This window comes from Plantibacter cousiniae (nom. nud.), from assembly GCF_977070315.1.
Genome location: NZ_CDRVEU010000002.1, coordinates 100,188 through 115,426, shown reverse-complemented (window position 1 = coordinate 115,426; position 15,239 = coordinate 100,188). Strand labels below are relative to the sequence as shown.

Below are 15,239 nucleotides of genomic sequence, written 5' to 3'. Positions count from 1 at the left end.
CTGCGTGAGGCGTAGCGTTTAAAGCAGGAAAATGTCGCATTTGCGGGTATTTGCCTGGCTAGACACGGCTGGACGCACAGTGGGGATTCTCGATCAGCAGCGCCATGCCTTGCCCACCGCCGACGCAGGCTGCCGCTATACCGTAACGCAGGCCTGCGTCGCGCAGTTGCCGGGCCAGAGTCATGACCAGACGCAGCCCGGTGGCAGCCAATGGGTGACCCAGGCCCAGTGATCCACCCAGGCAGTTGAGCCGCTCGTGGTCCAGCTCCAGCGTTTGTGCCACTGCCAGAACCTGAGCGGCCTGCGCTTCATTGATTTCAAGCCGACCGATATCGCTCAGCGCCAGCCCGCTGCGCTGTAACAGCAAGCGGATCGCTGGTGCGGGGCCGATGCCCATAAACTCTGGAGCGACACCCGTCACCGCGCTGGCCAGCAGATGCGCCAACACCGGTCTCGTTGACTGTGAAGCACGCCCCACCAAGGCCGCCGCCGCGCCATCGACCACCGCACAGCTATTGCCTGCGGTCTGCACACCGTTCGCGTGAATGGCGCGCAAACGCGATAGCGCTGCCAGATGGGTCGCACGCGGATGGCTGTCCTGCGTGACCACTTCAACCCCACGCGGCAACTCGATGCCACGCGGCTGATAGCCTTCCAGCGCAAAGCGCTCGCGGCTGACCGGGACAATTTCCTCGGTCCATTTGCCGGAAATCTGTGATTGCAGAGCCCGCTCATGGCTGAGCAAGGCATAGCTGTCTACCGCCTCACGACTCAACCCATGACGCTTGGCGAGGTTGTCTGCGGTGGAGATCATGTCCATCGCCGGTGCCGGGTCATACAGCGCTTCCCAGAGAAAATCCTTGAACTGCACGGCGGCACCGAGCGAGAAGCCATTGCGGTGGGTATAGGCCGCGATCGGGTTGCGCGACATGGACTCGGCGGCGACGCACAGCGCCATCTGCCCACCTTCGCCCACGTGCAAGGCGGCCTGGCGCAACAGTTCGAAACCGGTCGCGCAGATGCGTTGCACACCCAACGCCGGAACGCTCTGCGCGACGCCGCTGTACAGGCCGATGTGCCGGGGCAGCAGGTACGCATCGAAACTGGCCTGCGCCATCGAGCCGGCCAGTACGCTGTCGACCTGATCCGCCTGAATGACGGCCCGCGCCAAGACCTCGCGGCCGACCTTGATACCCAGATCGATGGGCGAAACAGGCGCCAGAGCACCGCCCAGATCCACCCAGGGTGTGCGCACGGCATCGACGATGGCCACGTCGCTGAATGCCGAATACTGCCCGCCGCCACTCATGCCTTGGGCTCGGCACTGAGCTTGTCGGGGGCCTGATCACGGTACAGCGCTTCGACCTTGTCTGCGCGCCACTGCAGGACGGCGCGCTGATTGATCGACCCCTTGTCGGTGATTTCGCCGCGATCGATAGACGCGGGCTCATCAAGCAGCACGATCCACTCCAGCCGGCTGGCGTTGCCGTTCGCGCCCTGGTTCAGGCGCGCCAACCAGCCGGCGAACCACTCACGCACCGGCGCACTGGCCAGGACCTGCGCATCGCTGGCCTGTGCATCCAGCCCGGCCAGTTGCCGGCACTCGTGCACCCTGGGAAACACCAGCGCCCCAAGGCATTCGCGGTCAGGCGCGGTGATGACCACATCCTGCACGTACGGCGAGCCTTCCAGCACCGCGCGGTTGCGCATCGGGCCGACACTGACGAACACGCCCGACGACAGCTTGAAATCCTCGGCCAGTCGCCCGTCGAACATCAGGCCCAGCTCCGGGGCCGCAGGATCGGCAAGCTTGATCGCATCGCCGGAGCAATAGAAGCCGTTCTCGTCGAACACTTCGGCCGTCTGCTGCGGCGAGCGCCAATAGCCCGGCATGATGTGCGGGCCACGAAAACGCCCTTCGAGCTTGCCATCCACCGGCACCAGGCATACTTCGCATCCCGGTGCGGGCAGGCCGATATATCCGGCCATCGACAAGGGCCCGGTGGTGAACGTGCAGGACGGCGCGGCCTCGGTCATACCCAGTCCGGCCATCATGCGAATCCGCTCGCCGCAATGCTGCTCGGCCACCCGGTCAAGACGATCCCAGATGCTTTGCGACAGGCCGGCAGCGGCGAAGAAGAACAGCTTGATGCGCGAGAAGAATCGCTCGCGCAGCTCGGCGTCCTGCTCCAGTGCGTTGACCAGCTCTTCCCAGCCCTTGGGCACAGTCAGGTAAGCGGTAGGCGAAATTTCCTTGAGGTTGCGCAGCGTCTCGGCGAAGCCTTGTGCAGTTGGCTTGCCGTTGTCCAGATAGAACGTGCCACCGTTGTACAGCACAATACCGATGTTGTGACTGCCGCCGAAGGTGTGGTTCCAGGGCAGCCAGTCGACCAGCACGGGCGGCTCTTCGCCGAACACCGGGAACGTCTGCAACAGCATCTGTTGATTGGCACACAGCATGCGCTGGGTAGTCACCACCGCCTTAGGCAGTTTGGTCGAGCCCGAAGTGAACAGAAACTTGGCGATGGTGTTGGGGCCGCTGGCCAGGAACGCGGCCTCGGCCTCGCTGCCACCCGGCTCTTCGAGCAGGCTGGAGAAGCTCAGCTGAGGCCTGCCATTGAGCTGTCCGCGTACAGTGATGACGGGCGTGTCCGCAGGAATGATCGCATCGATGGCACGCTGAAACGGCGCGGCATCGCTGACAAATACCAATCCTGGCTGCAATACGTCGCAGACGTGGCGTAACTTGGCGAAATCCTGAGACATGACCGAATACGCCGGTGATACCGGGCAGTACGGAATGCCGGCGTACATGGCCCCCAGAGCAAGCTGCAAGTGCTCGATGTCGTTACCTGACAGCAACGCCAGCGGCCGATCGGCGGAAAGGCCGTACGCCAGCAGGCTCTGTGCGATAGCGCGCACGTCAGTCAGCATCTCGGCATAACTGACCTTGCGCCAGCCGCCCCGGCTGTCGCGCGCGGCAATGAAGGTCTGTTGTGGACGCAACCGCGCCCAGTGCACCAGTCGGTCGAGCAGCCGGTCGGGTAACCGCGCCAGAGGTTCCAAGGCTCGCATGTGCAGAACGCCCTGCTCTTCCCGCACCTCGATGGGCGGGTGGCCGATGGAGACCTGACGGTAGCGCGGTGGATTATCTTCACTCTGCAGCGTTGATGATCTGATATCGGAACTCACGTGCGTTCTCTCCATCAAGGTACGCAGGCACCAAACGCCATGCAGCGGTCCGGGCCGAGCGTTGCAGCACCAGGCTGCAGCCTTGTTATTGTTATGCCTGACTTACCGGCGACACAGTCTTGTACAAAAGACCGCTGCCGCCAGCCTGGAAGCGTTCGAATCGGATGGCTCAGATCGGATAGTGCCTGGGCCCGTTTTGCAGCGTCACCCAGCGCAACTGGGTAAAGTGCTCGATCGAAGCCTTGCCGCCGAAACTGCCATAGCCGCTGGACTTCACCCCACCGAAGGGCATTTGCGCCTCGTCGTGCACGGTGGGTCCGTTGATATGGCAGATCCCGGACTCCACCCGTTGCGCAAGCGCCAGGGCGCGGCTGGTGTCACGACTGAAAATCGCCGCCGAGAGACCGAAATCCGAATCGTTGGCCAGCCGCAACAGCGCCTCGTCACCGTCGCCGCGCAGCACCACGGCCACCGGGCCGAAGGACTCTTCGCGGTACAGGCGCATGGCATCTGTCACGCCGTCGAGCAGCGTCGGTTGCAGAATGCTGCCCTGCAGTTGCCCGCCCGCCACCAGCGTTGCGCCAAGCGCCACAGCGTCGTCAATCAGGCCCTTGATGCGCGTCCCGGCACCCGCGTCGACCAGCGACCCGAGAACTGATTCGCTGTCATCCGGATTACCGGCGCGCAACGTTTTGATCTTGGCCGTCAGCTTGGCAACGAAGGCATCGGCGACCTTGTGGTCGACGATCAGCCGTTCGGTGGACATGCAGATCTGGCCCTGATTGAAGTAGGCGCCAAAGGCGGCGGCCTCTACTGCCGCGTCTAGATCCGCGTCGTCAAGCACCAGAAACGGTGCCTTGCCACCCAACTCCAGCAGTGCCGGTTTCAGATACCGCGCCGACAGCTCACCGACGATGCGGCCTACATGAGTGGAACCGGTGAAATTGACCCGCCGCACTGCCGGGTTGGCAATCAGGCGCTCGACAATCGCCGGCGCATCGGCCGGCGCGTTACTGATCACGTTCACCACGCCGTCACCCAACCCGGCATCCTGCAGCACCTGGCCGATCAGCCGATGCACGGCGGGACTGAGCTCCGAGGCCTTGAGCACCACGGTGTTGCCGCAGGCGAGTGGCATGGCGATGGCCCGTGTGGCGAGAATCACCGGCGCATTCCACGGCGCGATACCGAGGACCACACCGCAGGGCTGGCGCAGCGCCATGGCAAAATTGCCGGGAACATTGGAAGGAATGACATCGCCGGTGATCTGCGTCGTCATGGATGCCGCTTCGCGCAGCATGTTGGCGGCCAGCTGTACGTTGAAGCCGTACCAGTTGGCCATTGCTCCGGTTTCGCCGGCAGCAGCGATGAATTCGCCGCTGCGGGCCTGCAACTGCGTAGCAGCCTCGAGCAGACGCGCCCGACGCTCGCCGGGCACCATCGCCGCCCATGAGGGGAACGCAGCCTGCGCGGCTGCGACTGCCGCATCGGCATCTTCCAGAGTCGCCGCCGCTACCCGCGAAACCACCTCGCCAGTCACCGGGTTGCAGCGTTCAAATGTACGTCCGTCACGCGCGGGGCACGACTGTCCGCCGATCAGCAGGGGCACGTCCAGCATGGTGATTCCTCTTTATTGTCTTTATCAGGAACTACAGACTTGGCTCGAAACGTCTGGATATCAGACTAGCGTTTGTACGCTTCCAGACCAGGCTTGATGCTCTTGTCATCGAGGAACTGCTTCATGCCCTGCTCGCGCCCGCCTTCCTTGTCCAGCAGACGTGACTGGTCCAGCTTGGCGTACAGATAGTCTTCGTTCTGCTCCCAGGTCAGTTCGCGGCAGCGTTTGAAGCCGTGCTTGGCGGCGCGCAGTACCACCGGATTCTTTTCCAGCAGATTATTGGCCAGATCGATGGTCACCTGACGCAGTTGTGCCAGCGGTACGCTTTCATTGACGAGGCCCATTTCAGCGGCTTTCTGACCGTTGAAGGTTTTGCCGGTCATGATGTAGTACAGCGACTGGCGGTGGCCCACAGTGTCGGCCATGGCCTTGCTCACCAGGTTGCCGGGCGGAATGCCCCAGTTGATTTCCGACAGGCCGAAGGTCGCTTCATCGGCGCAGATCGCCAGATCACAGGCCACCAGCGGGCTGAAACCTCCACCGAAGCACCAGCCGTTGACCATCGCGATGGTTGGCTTGGCGTACATGCGCAACATCTTCCACTGCCACTGGGAGGCTTCGCGACGGATTTTTTCCTGCAGAATTTCCGGCCCGGCATCCACCTCGCGGAAATACTCCTTGAGGTCCATGCCAGCGGTCCACGCCTCGCCGGCACCGGTCAGCACCAGAACGCCCGCATCGGGATCCTGCTCCAGGGTTTCCAGCACATCGATCATTTCGCGGTTCAGGGTCGGGCTCATGGCGTTGCGTTTTTCCGGCCGATTGAGGATGACCCACGCGATACCTTGCTCGATCTCGACCTTGATGGTTGACCAGCGGCCTTCATATTTGCTCATGGCGATGCTCTCTTGTTCTTGGCTTGAAGATGACTCAAAGCTAAACCGCAAATATAGTTATGTCAATTAACTGTTATTCACATTAATCAAAATCTCGGCACTCCGCCCGAACAGGCTGGTCACAGTCACGTATGCCCCATAGCTATCGTTCGCCAACCTCGGCAAACTGACCGGCTGATTGACCCATCAAACCATAAGGACCGCATTTTCAATGGCCAAGCCATCTGACATCGCCGACGTTTGCCAGGCTCCCGTACAGGCTGCCGAGGCACGTTTGCCAACGGATTCTGCGCTGGATGATCTGATCGGTTATGCCATGCGCCGCGCACAACTCAAGCTGTTCCAGAACCTGATCGGACGTCTTTCCGCACACGACCTGCGCCCGGCGCAGTTCTCGGCGCTGGCGATCATCGAGCAGAACCCGGGTCTCATGCAGGCAGACCTGGCCAAGGCGCTGGCGATCGAACCGCCGCAGGTCGTTCCATTACTGAACAAGCTCGAAGAGCGCGCGCTGGCCGTCCGGGTGCGTTGCAAGCCGGACAAACGCTCATACGGCATCTTTCTCAGCAAAAGCGGCGAGACACTGCTGCGCGAACTGAAACAGATCGCCGTGGACAGCGACCTGGAATCCACCGCCGCGCTGGATAAAAAGGAACGTCAGGACCTGCTCAGGTTGCTGAAAAAGGTGTATCAATCGTAAAAGCGCTCATCGACGGCTTCCCTGCCGTCGATGCGCGATGATTACCAGAGCGGCAAGCTGTATTGCACGATAAAGCGTGTCTGGTTCTCGTCACGAAAGGCTGCACCCGCCGGGAAGTCGTTGCGATAGATCGACTTGCGCGCCAGCAGCCCGACGTTCTTCAGCGGACCGCTTTGCACGACGTAGCCCAGTTCCATCTGAAACTCACGCTCCTTGCGATCATCGGCATTGAAAGCGGCCAGCTCGATGTTGTCGCCGCGCACGTAACGCAGACGACTGCGCAGCCCGACCAGCCCGACGGCCGTGAAGTCATAGTCATAGATGGCTTGCCAGGTGCGCTCCTTGGCGTTGAGGAAGTCCGAGCTCATGGTCATCTCGCTCAACCCCATCAGTTCGGTGCCCGAGACATAAGGCGTTGCCGTGTCTCCACTGGAATGCATGTAGCCAAGGCTCACGCTGTGCCCTCCCCACTTGTAGCCAAGCAACGCGGAAAGGTTCTGGTTGTCTACTTCGCCGGCCTTCGCACTGCCGGTATCGCGGCTGAAAAAGCTGCGCAGATCGGTGGTCAGCACGCCGTCGCCAATCGCCAGCTTGTGCAACAGGGCCAGGGTGTTCTGGGTGTAGAGATCGTCTACCTCGGCGTGGTACGCCCGCAGGCTCAGGTCCTTGTTGACCTGATAATCGCCTCCGGCGTAAGCCATGTGCGACGAGGTTGCCGCCCCATTGAAACGGCGGTTCGGTGAAGCGAGGCTGATGGGCTGGTAGTTGCTGGAGTCACGTTTGTTGACCCGGTCGATGTAGCCCGCATTGAGGGTCAGGCCATCGATGTCCTTGGAGGTCAGCGTGGTGCCACGAAAGGTCTGCGGCAACAGTCGCGAGGGGCTGGCGAAAGCGAAAGGCAGGAAAATCGACACGTCGCCGGTCTTGACCGTGGTTTCGTGAAATTTCAGCTTGCCGGTCAGGGCCAGCCGCGAATACTCGTCAGCCGCCCGGCCATCGCTGGCGGATACTGGCAGCAGCTCGGTGCCGCTGCGGTCTGGCGAGGAATCCAGTTTCACCCCGACCAGCGCTCGCGCATCGAGACCGAAACCCACCGGCCCTTGGGTAAAGCCGGACTCCGCATTCATGATGAAGCCCTGCGCCCACTCCCGAGTCGCAGTCTTGGCGCCATCATCCTTGTAATCGCGGTCCATATAATAGTTGCGCAGCGTCAGGGTGCCATGGCTGTCATCCAGAAAGCCCTGCGCCTGTGCAGGGTCGGGAATGGCACTGATACCCAGCAGGCCCAGTGCAAGGCCACAACGTTTTCCACGTAAAAAGGGAGCTGACACAGCGCTTGCTGCATCATGAGCGAGCTTTGACATGTTCGGTGTCCACTTATTGTTGTTGTTTTTGGAGTCGGTCCGGCGCTAACTGCGGGCCCGTGAGTAGAGAATTGAAAGATTCCACCGCCGCGTCAATCCAAAATGACCGATAATCGAACATTAATATTATTAACTACTTTATCAGCTTGTTGATATTCCGCTGCTAACTCAATGTTTTTGAAAGACTAAACACTTCTTTTTATCACTCTTCCAGTCAGATTCACTTTTTAGTTATTTTTGTTACCTTGATAACGACCTGTCACAACGCCTGGATTGGCGCTCGGGAACAGGCTTTTCTCCACAACAAAAACAACAATGAGGCTTGCCATGAACAGTCCATTACGTCGATCGACGCTGACCATTGTCTTGTGTTTTATCGTTGCGCTCATCGAGGGTTTCGACCTGCAGGCTGCCGGAACGGCGGCCGCCGGGTTGCGCCAGACCTTCGCCCTTGATCCAAAAATGATGGGCTGGGTGTTCAGCGCCGGGATCATCGGGCTGCTGCCTGGGGCGTTCTTTGGCGGGTGGATTGCCGATCGCATCGGCCGCAAGAAGATTCTGGTGAGCGCAGTGCTGCTGTTCGGGGTCTTTTCGCTGAGCACTGCGTATGTCGAAAGCTTTTCCGGCCTGTTGCTGGTGCGCTTCATGACGGGCCTGGGTCTGGGGGCGGCGTTGCCCAACCTGATTGCCCTGTGTGCAGAAGCTGCAAGCGAACGTCACCGCGGCCTGGCTATCAGCGTCATGTACGCAGGTGTTCCACTGGGCGGAGCCCTGGCGGCGGTCGTCGCCATGTTCACCAGCGAGCACTGGCAAACCACGTTCATCATCGGTGGTCTGGTGCCGCTGTTGGTGGCTCCGCTGATGATCCTGTTGCTGCCCGAGTCCAGCGCTTTCAAACAGCAGACCAGTGCTGACAGCGTTCGGCATTCAAGCGCCACTGCGTTGTTCGGCGAAGGCCGGGCTCGCACCACGCTGGCGTTGTGGCTCGGCTACTTCTTCACCCTGACCGTGATGTACATGCTGCTCAACTGGCTGCCTTCACTGCTGATCGGTCAGGGCTTCAGCAAACCGCAGGCGGGCATGGTGCAGATGTTGTTCAATATCGGCGGCGCACTGGGCTCGCTGTTGGGCGGGTTGTTGCTTGATCGCTGCAATGGCATCAAGGTCGTGCTGTTCGTCTATGCCGGCTTGCTAGCAGCGCTGGCAGGCGTGGGTCTGTCGGTCGGTATCGTACCGATGGCCATTGCCGGGTTTGCAGCCGGGGTGTTCGTCATCGCCGCGCAGTTGGTGCTGTATGCGCTGGCCCCGCCGTCCTACCCGACCTCGGTACGCGCCACCGGTGTGGGTGCTGCAGTAGCCATCGGCCGTCTCGGTTCGGTTGCCGGCCCGCTGGCGGCCGGACAACTGCTGGGCGCTGGCGCTGGAACCGCCGGCGTACTGCTGGCCACCTCGCCAGGCCTGGTGATTGCCGCACTGGCGGCGATTACAGTGCTGTCCAGGTCAGCCGCCGTCGAGCAGCGTGAGCTCAAGGCTGCAGGGTCGAGCTGATCAAGGCCCTCTTCGCGAACAAGCGAAGCGTCGCCCGGTCCACTCCCACGGCCTCCGGCCAGAATCAAAAGCGGATTTATGTATAACAATGAGCAATCCGTGTCACATCGTTCTGGGGGTTAAGTGAGATTTGTTTTAGATCTCAGGCTGCTTTTTTGATCGCGATGGCACTGTCGACGCAGAGTGCGACGTTGGTGACGGCTGAGTCCTGCGCTGATCCGGGGCTAGCCTGGCAGGACGCCAGGCTAGCCGCACCGGGCCATGGATCAGTGTCAGGGCGAAGGAACCCGACGAAGTCGGGCCGGAAACAGGAGCGAGGGGCTTTGGTTACTTTGGCCCCATCAAAGTAACTAGCCGAGGGGCGAAAAGGTGACCTGAGCCGAACCTCAATCCACCTGACATCGCAGAACCCTTGTGTGACGCAGAGCGTCATGAGCTGCATTCCCACGCGGAGCGTGAGGAACGATAGTCAAAACATTCCAATGCCTTAAAGCTTGTGCAGAAAATTCAGCACCAGCTTGTTGCCTTCGGTGCGGTTTTCCGCGCCCTGTTCGAAGTAGCTATTGACCGTCAGCACGTTCTCCTTGTTGAAGGCATACAGCAGGCCCGGGCCGATAGCCCAGACCTTTTCCTTGCGACCACTGACATCATGACCGTCCACCTGAGTGTCGGTGAACTGCTTGAGCCAGTAACCGTTGAGCCCCAGCGAAAGTTGCTCGTTGACTGCGTATTGCAGAGTCAGGTTGGCATGCAGAGCCTGCCCTGCCTGCGTGTCGGAAGCATTGCCGAATCCGGCTTGCGGGTCATCATTCTTGCCGTTCCACAAATACATGAAACGCCGCTGGCCGACCATTTCGGCGAGAACCAGTAAGTCGCGGCGTAGTACGGGTTGAACGACCAGAAATTACTGCCAGGGTTGATCGAGCGATTGCGATCATAAGCGCCGACCGGAATCGCAATGTCCGCCTCGACACGCTGGGTCAGCAGCGGGCTGCCATCGGCACGGGTGATCGTCGGCAATTGCAGAAACGGACCGATGACCAGATCACCGAAACCGGCACGCGAACTCAGGGCGGTGTTGCCCAGGCCGTCATCCACGTCGACATGTGCCAGCGACGTGTTGATTGCGGTAATACCCGGCATGGCACCATTGGCCATTGGCTGACCGACGTAGATGATCTGCGTGGTCACCGCCAATACATCCACATCCTGTTTGGGAAGTTGCAGTTTGTCGCCATTCACGTCATTGAAACGATTGGCCTTGGCATAGTTCAGATACTCCTCCAGATACCAGCCCGGACCCGCAGGCGCCGGGGATCCGTCGTAGAAGCTGGTGTTGCCCAGATTGAGGCCGGGCAAGTCATAGGCGTATGCAGTCGAGGACAAGGCGATGAATGATACGGTCGCAACGGTACGCAAGACAGACTTGGGCATCTTGTGATTCCTGTACTTATTGTTGTTGTTTTCAAGTGCCCCCGACGCCACGAACGCGTCGCCGGGGTTGCAACACGTGCAGCCATTACACGTAGGAAGCGGCCAACCCTCCATCTATGGGCAAGTTGACGCCGTTGATCCAGCGCGAGGCGTCGGAGCACAGAAACGCAATCACCTCGGCCACCTCATCGGCCAGCGCAGGACGTTTCATGTGCAGGCCATCACGGGTAACCCGCTCCTGGCCAACCATGCTGACAAAATCTCCCAGAATCGGCGTAAACACTGGCCCCGGTGCCACGCAGTTGACGCGCACCGAATGATCGCGAAACCATTCCTGCGACTGCTTGAAGCTCCAGACGATCAGCGCTTCCTTGAAATACTGGTAGCAGGTTTCATGGGCGACCGGATTGGCCGCCAGCCACTCCTGCCCTTCGCTGTAGCTTTCGGTGGCAGCCAGCGCCTTGTGCAGCTCCAGCCTCTCCGGCCACTGCGAACCGAGTATCGACGCCACGTTGACGATACTGCCGCCCGACACGATGCGCGGCAACACGCGTTGGGTCAGGTGGCGCAGCCCCAGGTAATTGACCTGGGCGACCGCCTGAACGGGGGCTGTGCCGGGTACACCGGCGATGTTGCACAGGCCGTCGATCTGCTTGGGCAAACGCTCGATCAACGCATCTATATTCTTTGGATCGGCCAGGTCCGCCTGGAAAAAACTGTCTACGGTCAATTGCGGTTCATGACGATCGATGCCGATCACTCGGGCACCCTGGAAGCGTGCCACACGTGCCAGCTCAGCGCCGATGCCGGATGACACACCAGTCACGATCAGTGTTTTGTTAGTCAGGTTCATAGTCACGCGCTCTTATTGTTGTTGGATCACGTCTTGCCGTTGAATCACATCACCTGTTGCAATGAAGCATGGAATGTCAGTCAGACTCAGAATGGGTAGGCCGGCGCCTGGTTCTTCACCGTGACCCACTGCCATTGGCTGTATTCATCCCAGTCCGAGGGGCTGCCAGCGCTGCTGCCGTTGCCCGACGCACCGCGCCCGCCGAACGAATTGACACACTCATCGGCCACCGTCTGATCGTTGATGTGCAACATGCCGCACCTGAGCCGGTCGCCAATCGCCGTCGCGCGGCCGATGTCCGGGGAGATCACCGCAGCTGCCAGGCCATACTCGGAACGGTTGGCCAGTTCGATGGCTTCCTCGTCCGTGGAAAAGCTGACCACAACCGCCACCGGGCCAAAAATCTCTTCCTCGAATGCGCGCATACCGGGTTTCACGCCGCTGAGCACCGTCGGGCGATAGAACAGGCCTTCATACTCGCCACCGGTTTCCAGTCGCGCACCGGCCTGCAGGCTGTCACTGACCACCTGATGCACATGCTGCAACTGCCGTTTGTTGATCAGCGGCCCCAGAGCAGCCTCACCGCGTGCCGCATTACCCACCGTCAGCGCCCGCGCCTTGTCCGCCAGCTTGCGGGTCAGCTCGGCAGCGATGGATTCGTGCACCAGGATCAACCCGGTGGCCATGCAGATCTGCCCCTGGTGCAGCCAGGCACCGAACGCCGCATTGCTGGCGGCCAGATCAAGGTCGGCGTCTTCCAGAATCACCAGCGGATTCTTGCCGCCCAGCTCCAGCGACACTTTCTTCAGGTTGCGGCCCGCCGCTTCGGCAACCTTGCGTCCGGCCCCGGTCGAGCCGGTAAAGGTGATCATCTGCACATTGGTGTCGCGGCACAGCGCTTCGCCGGCATCGGCAGAACCCGGCAGCACGTGCAACAGCCCCTTGGGCAAGCCGGCTTCCTCGAACAGCCGGGCGATCAGGAAACCGCCGCTGATGGGTGTCTGTGGATCGGGCTTGAGCACTACGGCATTGCCGGCAGCAAGTGCCGGAGCGACCGAGCGCAGGGAAAGCACCAGGGGAAAATTGAATGGCGAAATCACTCCCACCACACCGTGCGCGACACGCCGCGCGTAGGACAGACGACCGGCCTGACTCGGCAGTATCAGGCCATGACCATGAGCCTGCGACAGCATGCCCGCCGCCTGACGCAACAACACGATGGTCTCGTTCACTTCGTGCTGGCCCTTTTGCAGGCTGCCGCCGGTCTCGCGGGCGACATACAGCGCCAGTTCATCGAACGCACAAACCGCGTGATCGGCGGCGAGAAGAAATATGTCAGCCTTTTCACGCGGCCCCAGCGCCGCCCAGGCAGGTTGAGCCAGCGCGGCCTCACGGCAGGCAACCGCGATGTCCGCAGCATCGGCCATGGCTGTATTCATCAACAGCTCGCCGGTCGCAGGCTCGATGACGGGCAATGAAGGAGACGAGGAAGGAATCCAGTCGCCATTGAAAACACATTCGGCTTCAATCGCGCGTTGCAACAGAGGGGTGCCATCAGACGCTGACATATTAAGACTCCGGCTTTTATGGTTGTAATCGCCTGCCCCATTTGCCACGGGAAGCATGCGCCGTACGTACGTCAGAGCAAAGCCTGTGCCGGGATTGTCATCCGACCATCATGTCATCACTCAACCGCTTTAGAACAAGGGTTTTCGACGACCACGCTGAAGCGTCGAGCCCCCTCAGGCGGAAACTCTACGCGGACCCGCTTGTTCATTTGATGAAGTTATGTTTATTAATCAAGCCATGATTTGATCATTTCGACCATCACCCGGCCGAGGTACAACGATGGATAATCCCCACTGTGAGTTGCCCGATCACAGCGTTCCCACCGAACATTTCGCGCCTCGCGGCGACAGCAGTCAGATGCATTCAGGTGATTCGCCAACCCCCGAGGAGTTGACCAGTTGCCTGTTCTTCTCGCCTGACGATGGGCGCATCTGGCTCAACGACCAGCGGATGTTGCTGCTGCACACCTCATCGTTCGGCACCCTGCGCCGCGAAATCATCGAACGTCTGGGCCAGGAGCAGGCGCGCGGGATGTTCACCCGAGCCGGGTATCTGTCTGGCGCACGGGACGCCCGATTGATTCGCGAACGCTGGCCAATGGCTGACGCTTCGTCGGCGTTTCGTGCCGGTACGCACTTGCATACCCTGGAAGGCATGACCAAGGTCGAGCCGGTGCACTTCAAATTCGACGCCGAGTCAGGGTTTTACGAGGGCGAGTTTCTCTGGCATCACTCCTGCGAAGCCGATGAGCATGTCGCGGCGTACGGCATCGGCCAGGATCCGGTGTGCTGGACCGAAATCGGCTACGCCATCGGTTTTGTCAGCGGCCTGTTCGGACAGATGGTGGTTTTCCGCGAAGTGGAATGCCGTGGCATGGGGCATGCGAGCTGCCGCGTGGTCGGCAAGACCTCGGAACAATGGGGCGATGTCGAACGCGACCTGAGCTACCTGAGAGCAGTCAAACCCCCTGCACCCGTGCACAGCGCACCGGTGCCTGCGGCGAGCTATGAAGCAAGCCCGCCGACCGGCAGCAACCAGCCGCTGGTCGGCGCAAGCGCTGCCTTCAATGCGGCCACGCAGGCGCTGCAACGGGTGGCGATGACCCCGGCAACCGTCTTGATCAGCGGCGAGTCCGGGGTCGGCAAGGAGATGTTCGCCCGCCAGTTGCACCAGCTCAGCCGCAACCGCGAAGGCCCGTTTGTGGCACTCAATTGCGCAGCCATCCCCGACAACCTCATCGAGGCCGAGCTGTTCGGCGTGGAGCGAGGGGCTTATACCGGGGCCACGCACTCCAGAGCCGGGCGTTTCGAACGCGCCAACGGTGGCACGCTGTTCCTGGATGAGATCACCTCCCTGAGCCTTGCCGGGCAAAGCAAGCTGCTGCGCGCCTTGCAGGAGCGGGAGATCGAGCGCGTCGGGGGTGTGCACGGTATCAAGGTCAACGTGCGAGTGGTGGCGGCGACCAACGTCGACCTGCGCAAGGCGGTGGCCGATGGCGATTTCCGCGAAGACCTGTTCTATCGCCTCAACGTTTACCCGATCGCCCTGCCGCCATTGCGCGAGCGCCGCGACGACATCCCGCTGCTGATCAACTTCTTTCTCAAGCGCTTCTGTCAGGAGTACGGCAGGACGCCGGCCGGATTGACCATGCGCGCATTGAAAACCCTGCTGGGCTATGAGTTTGCCGGGAACGTGCGCGAATTGCAGAATCTGATCGAGCGCGGCCTGATCGCCAGCGATGAAGGCCAGGCCATCGATCTGGTGCATATTTTCCGCAACGAGTCGTTACCACGGGACGCCTATTCGCTGAATCACCATGGCGCGCTGCGTCAGGCATCGGCTGCGAGCGCACAGCAGGCACCTGCTACCTCCCTGCTGGACTCCCTTCATCAGTCGGATCAGGCGTTCTCCATCGACGACCTTGAACAGCGCCTGATCCAGGAGGCGCTGGACAAGAGCGAAGGCAACCTGGCGGCCGCCTCGCGCTTGCTGGGCCTGAGTCGCGCCCAGTTTGCCTACCGCCTGAAAAAGCGTCAGCCCTGAACAGCCTGACTCAGCGGTAACG

The 15,239-nt window shown here is 60.9% G+C and carries 10 protein-coding genes and 1 pseudogene; 3 read left to right on the top strand and 8 right to left on the bottom strand.

Going from position 1 to position 15,239, the window contains the following annotated elements; translation table 11 throughout:
* Positions 1 to 58 precede the first annotated feature (58 nt).
* From ACW55A_RS04200 to ACW55A_RS04185, 4 genes are all read right to left on the bottom strand, one after another.
* A complete protein-coding gene (locus tag ACW55A_RS04200; RefSeq protein WP_003435397.1) occupies positions 59 to 1,309 on the bottom strand; it encodes a thiolase family protein in 1,251 nt (416 codons plus the stop codon).
* The gene (locus tag ACW55A_RS04195) at positions 1,306 to 3,192 is read right to left on the bottom strand and encodes a feruloyl-CoA synthase (protein WP_498810770.1); all 1,887 of its coding nucleotides are present in this window, start codon (positions 3,190 to 3,192) and stop codon (positions 1,306 to 1,308) included. The genes ACW55A_RS04200 and ACW55A_RS04195 overlap by 4 nt, the downstream gene beginning before the upstream one ends.
* Positions 3,193 to 3,361: 169 nt before the next feature.
* The gene (locus tag ACW55A_RS04190) at positions 3,362 to 4,810 is read right to left on the bottom strand and encodes an aldehyde dehydrogenase (RefSeq protein ID WP_455808797.1); all 1,449 of its coding nucleotides are present in this window, start codon (positions 4,808 to 4,810) and stop codon (positions 3,362 to 3,364) included.
* Between the two features lie 65 nt (positions 4,811 to 4,875).
* Complete coding sequence (locus ACW55A_RS04185; RefSeq protein ID WP_003401024.1) at positions 4,876 to 5,706, bottom strand: p-hydroxycinnamoyl CoA hydratase/lyase; 831 nt, start codon at positions 5,704 to 5,706, stop codon at positions 4,876 to 4,878.
* A gap of 211 nt (positions 5,707 to 5,917) precedes the next feature.
* Between ACW55A_RS04185 and ACW55A_RS04180 the strand changes: the two genes are divergently transcribed.
* Complete coding sequence (locus ACW55A_RS04180; RefSeq protein WP_003370802.1) at positions 5,918 to 6,406, top strand: MarR family winged helix-turn-helix transcriptional regulator; 489 nt, start codon at positions 5,918 to 5,920, stop codon at positions 6,404 to 6,406.
* A 41-nt stretch (positions 6,407 to 6,447) separates the two neighbouring features.
* On the opposite strand, the gene ACW55A_RS04175 is transcribed toward ACW55A_RS04180, so the two are convergent.
* Positions 6,448 to 7,737, bottom strand: a complete 1,290-nt coding sequence (locus tag ACW55A_RS04175) for an OprD family porin (RefSeq protein WP_498810771.1) — start codon at positions 7,735 to 7,737, stop codon at positions 6,448 to 6,450.
* Between the two features lie 360 nt (positions 7,738 to 8,097).
* Between ACW55A_RS04175 and mhpT the strand changes: the two genes are divergently transcribed.
* Positions 8,098 to 9,318: a 3-(3-hydroxy-phenyl)propionate transporter MhpT gene (gene mhpT / locus ACW55A_RS04170; RefSeq protein WP_058416486.1), complete on the top strand. Its 1,221-nt coding sequence runs from the start codon at positions 8,098 to 8,100 to the stop codon at positions 9,316 to 9,318.
* 487 nt (positions 9,319 to 9,805) lie between these two features.
* On the opposite strand, the pseudogene ACW55A_RS04165 reads toward mhpT, so the two are convergent.
* The 3 genes and pseudogenes from ACW55A_RS04165 to ACW55A_RS04155 all read right to left on the bottom strand — a co-directional run bounded on the left by ACW55A_RS04165 (position 9,806) and on the right by ACW55A_RS04155 (position 13,173).
* Positions 9,806 to 10,752, bottom strand: a pseudogene (locus ACW55A_RS04165) (SphA family protein).
* A gap of 85 nt (positions 10,753 to 10,837) precedes the next feature.
* Positions 10,838 to 11,605, bottom strand: coding sequence for a coniferyl-alcohol dehydrogenase (locus ACW55A_RS04160; protein ID WP_074806417.1), 768 nt, complete (start codon positions 11,603 to 11,605; stop codon positions 10,838 to 10,840).
* A gap of 86 nt (positions 11,606 to 11,691) precedes the next feature.
* Positions 11,692 to 13,173, bottom strand: coding sequence for a benzaldehyde dehydrogenase (locus tag ACW55A_RS04155; RefSeq protein ID WP_003435421.1), 1,482 nt, complete (start codon positions 13,171 to 13,173; stop codon positions 11,692 to 11,694).
* A 280-nt stretch (positions 13,174 to 13,453) separates the two neighbouring features.
* On the opposite strand from ACW55A_RS04155, the gene ACW55A_RS04150 reads away from it, so the two are divergent.
* Positions 13,454 to 15,217: a sigma 54-interacting transcriptional regulator gene (locus ACW55A_RS04150; RefSeq protein ID WP_498810772.1), complete on the top strand. Its 1,764-nt coding sequence runs from the start codon at positions 13,454 to 13,456 to the stop codon at positions 15,215 to 15,217.
* Positions 15,218 to 15,239 lie beyond the last annotated feature (22 nt).

Coding starts and splice junctions, on each gene's coding strand:
- ACW55A_RS04185 (WP_003401024.1), bottom strand. CDS start 5,706: ATGAGCAAATATGAAGGCCGCTGGTCAACCATCAAGGTCGAGATCGAG.
- ACW55A_RS04155 (WP_003435421.1), bottom strand. CDS start 13,173: ATGTCAGCGTCTGATGGCACCCCTCTGTTGCAACGCGCGATTGAAGCC.
- ACW55A_RS04150 (WP_498810772.1), top strand. CDS start 13,454: ATGGATAATCCCCACTGTGAGTTGCCCGATCACAGCGTTCCCACCGAA.
- ACW55A_RS04190 (WP_455808797.1), bottom strand. CDS start 4,810: ATGCTGGACGTGCCCCTGCTGATCGGCGGACAGTCGTGCCCCGCGCGT.
- ACW55A_RS04180 (WP_003370802.1), top strand. CDS start 5,918: ATGGCCAAGCCATCTGACATCGCCGACGTTTGCCAGGCTCCCGTACAG.
- ACW55A_RS04200 (WP_003435397.1), bottom strand. CDS start 1,309: ATGAGTGGCGGCGGGCAGTATTCGGCATTCAGCGACGTGGCCATCGTC.
- ACW55A_RS04160 (WP_074806417.1), bottom strand. CDS start 11,605: ATGAACCTGACTAACAAAACACTGATCGTGACTGGTGTGTCATCCGGC.
- mhpT (WP_058416486.1), top strand. CDS start 8,098: ATGAACAGTCCATTACGTCGATCGACGCTGACCATTGTCTTGTGTTTT.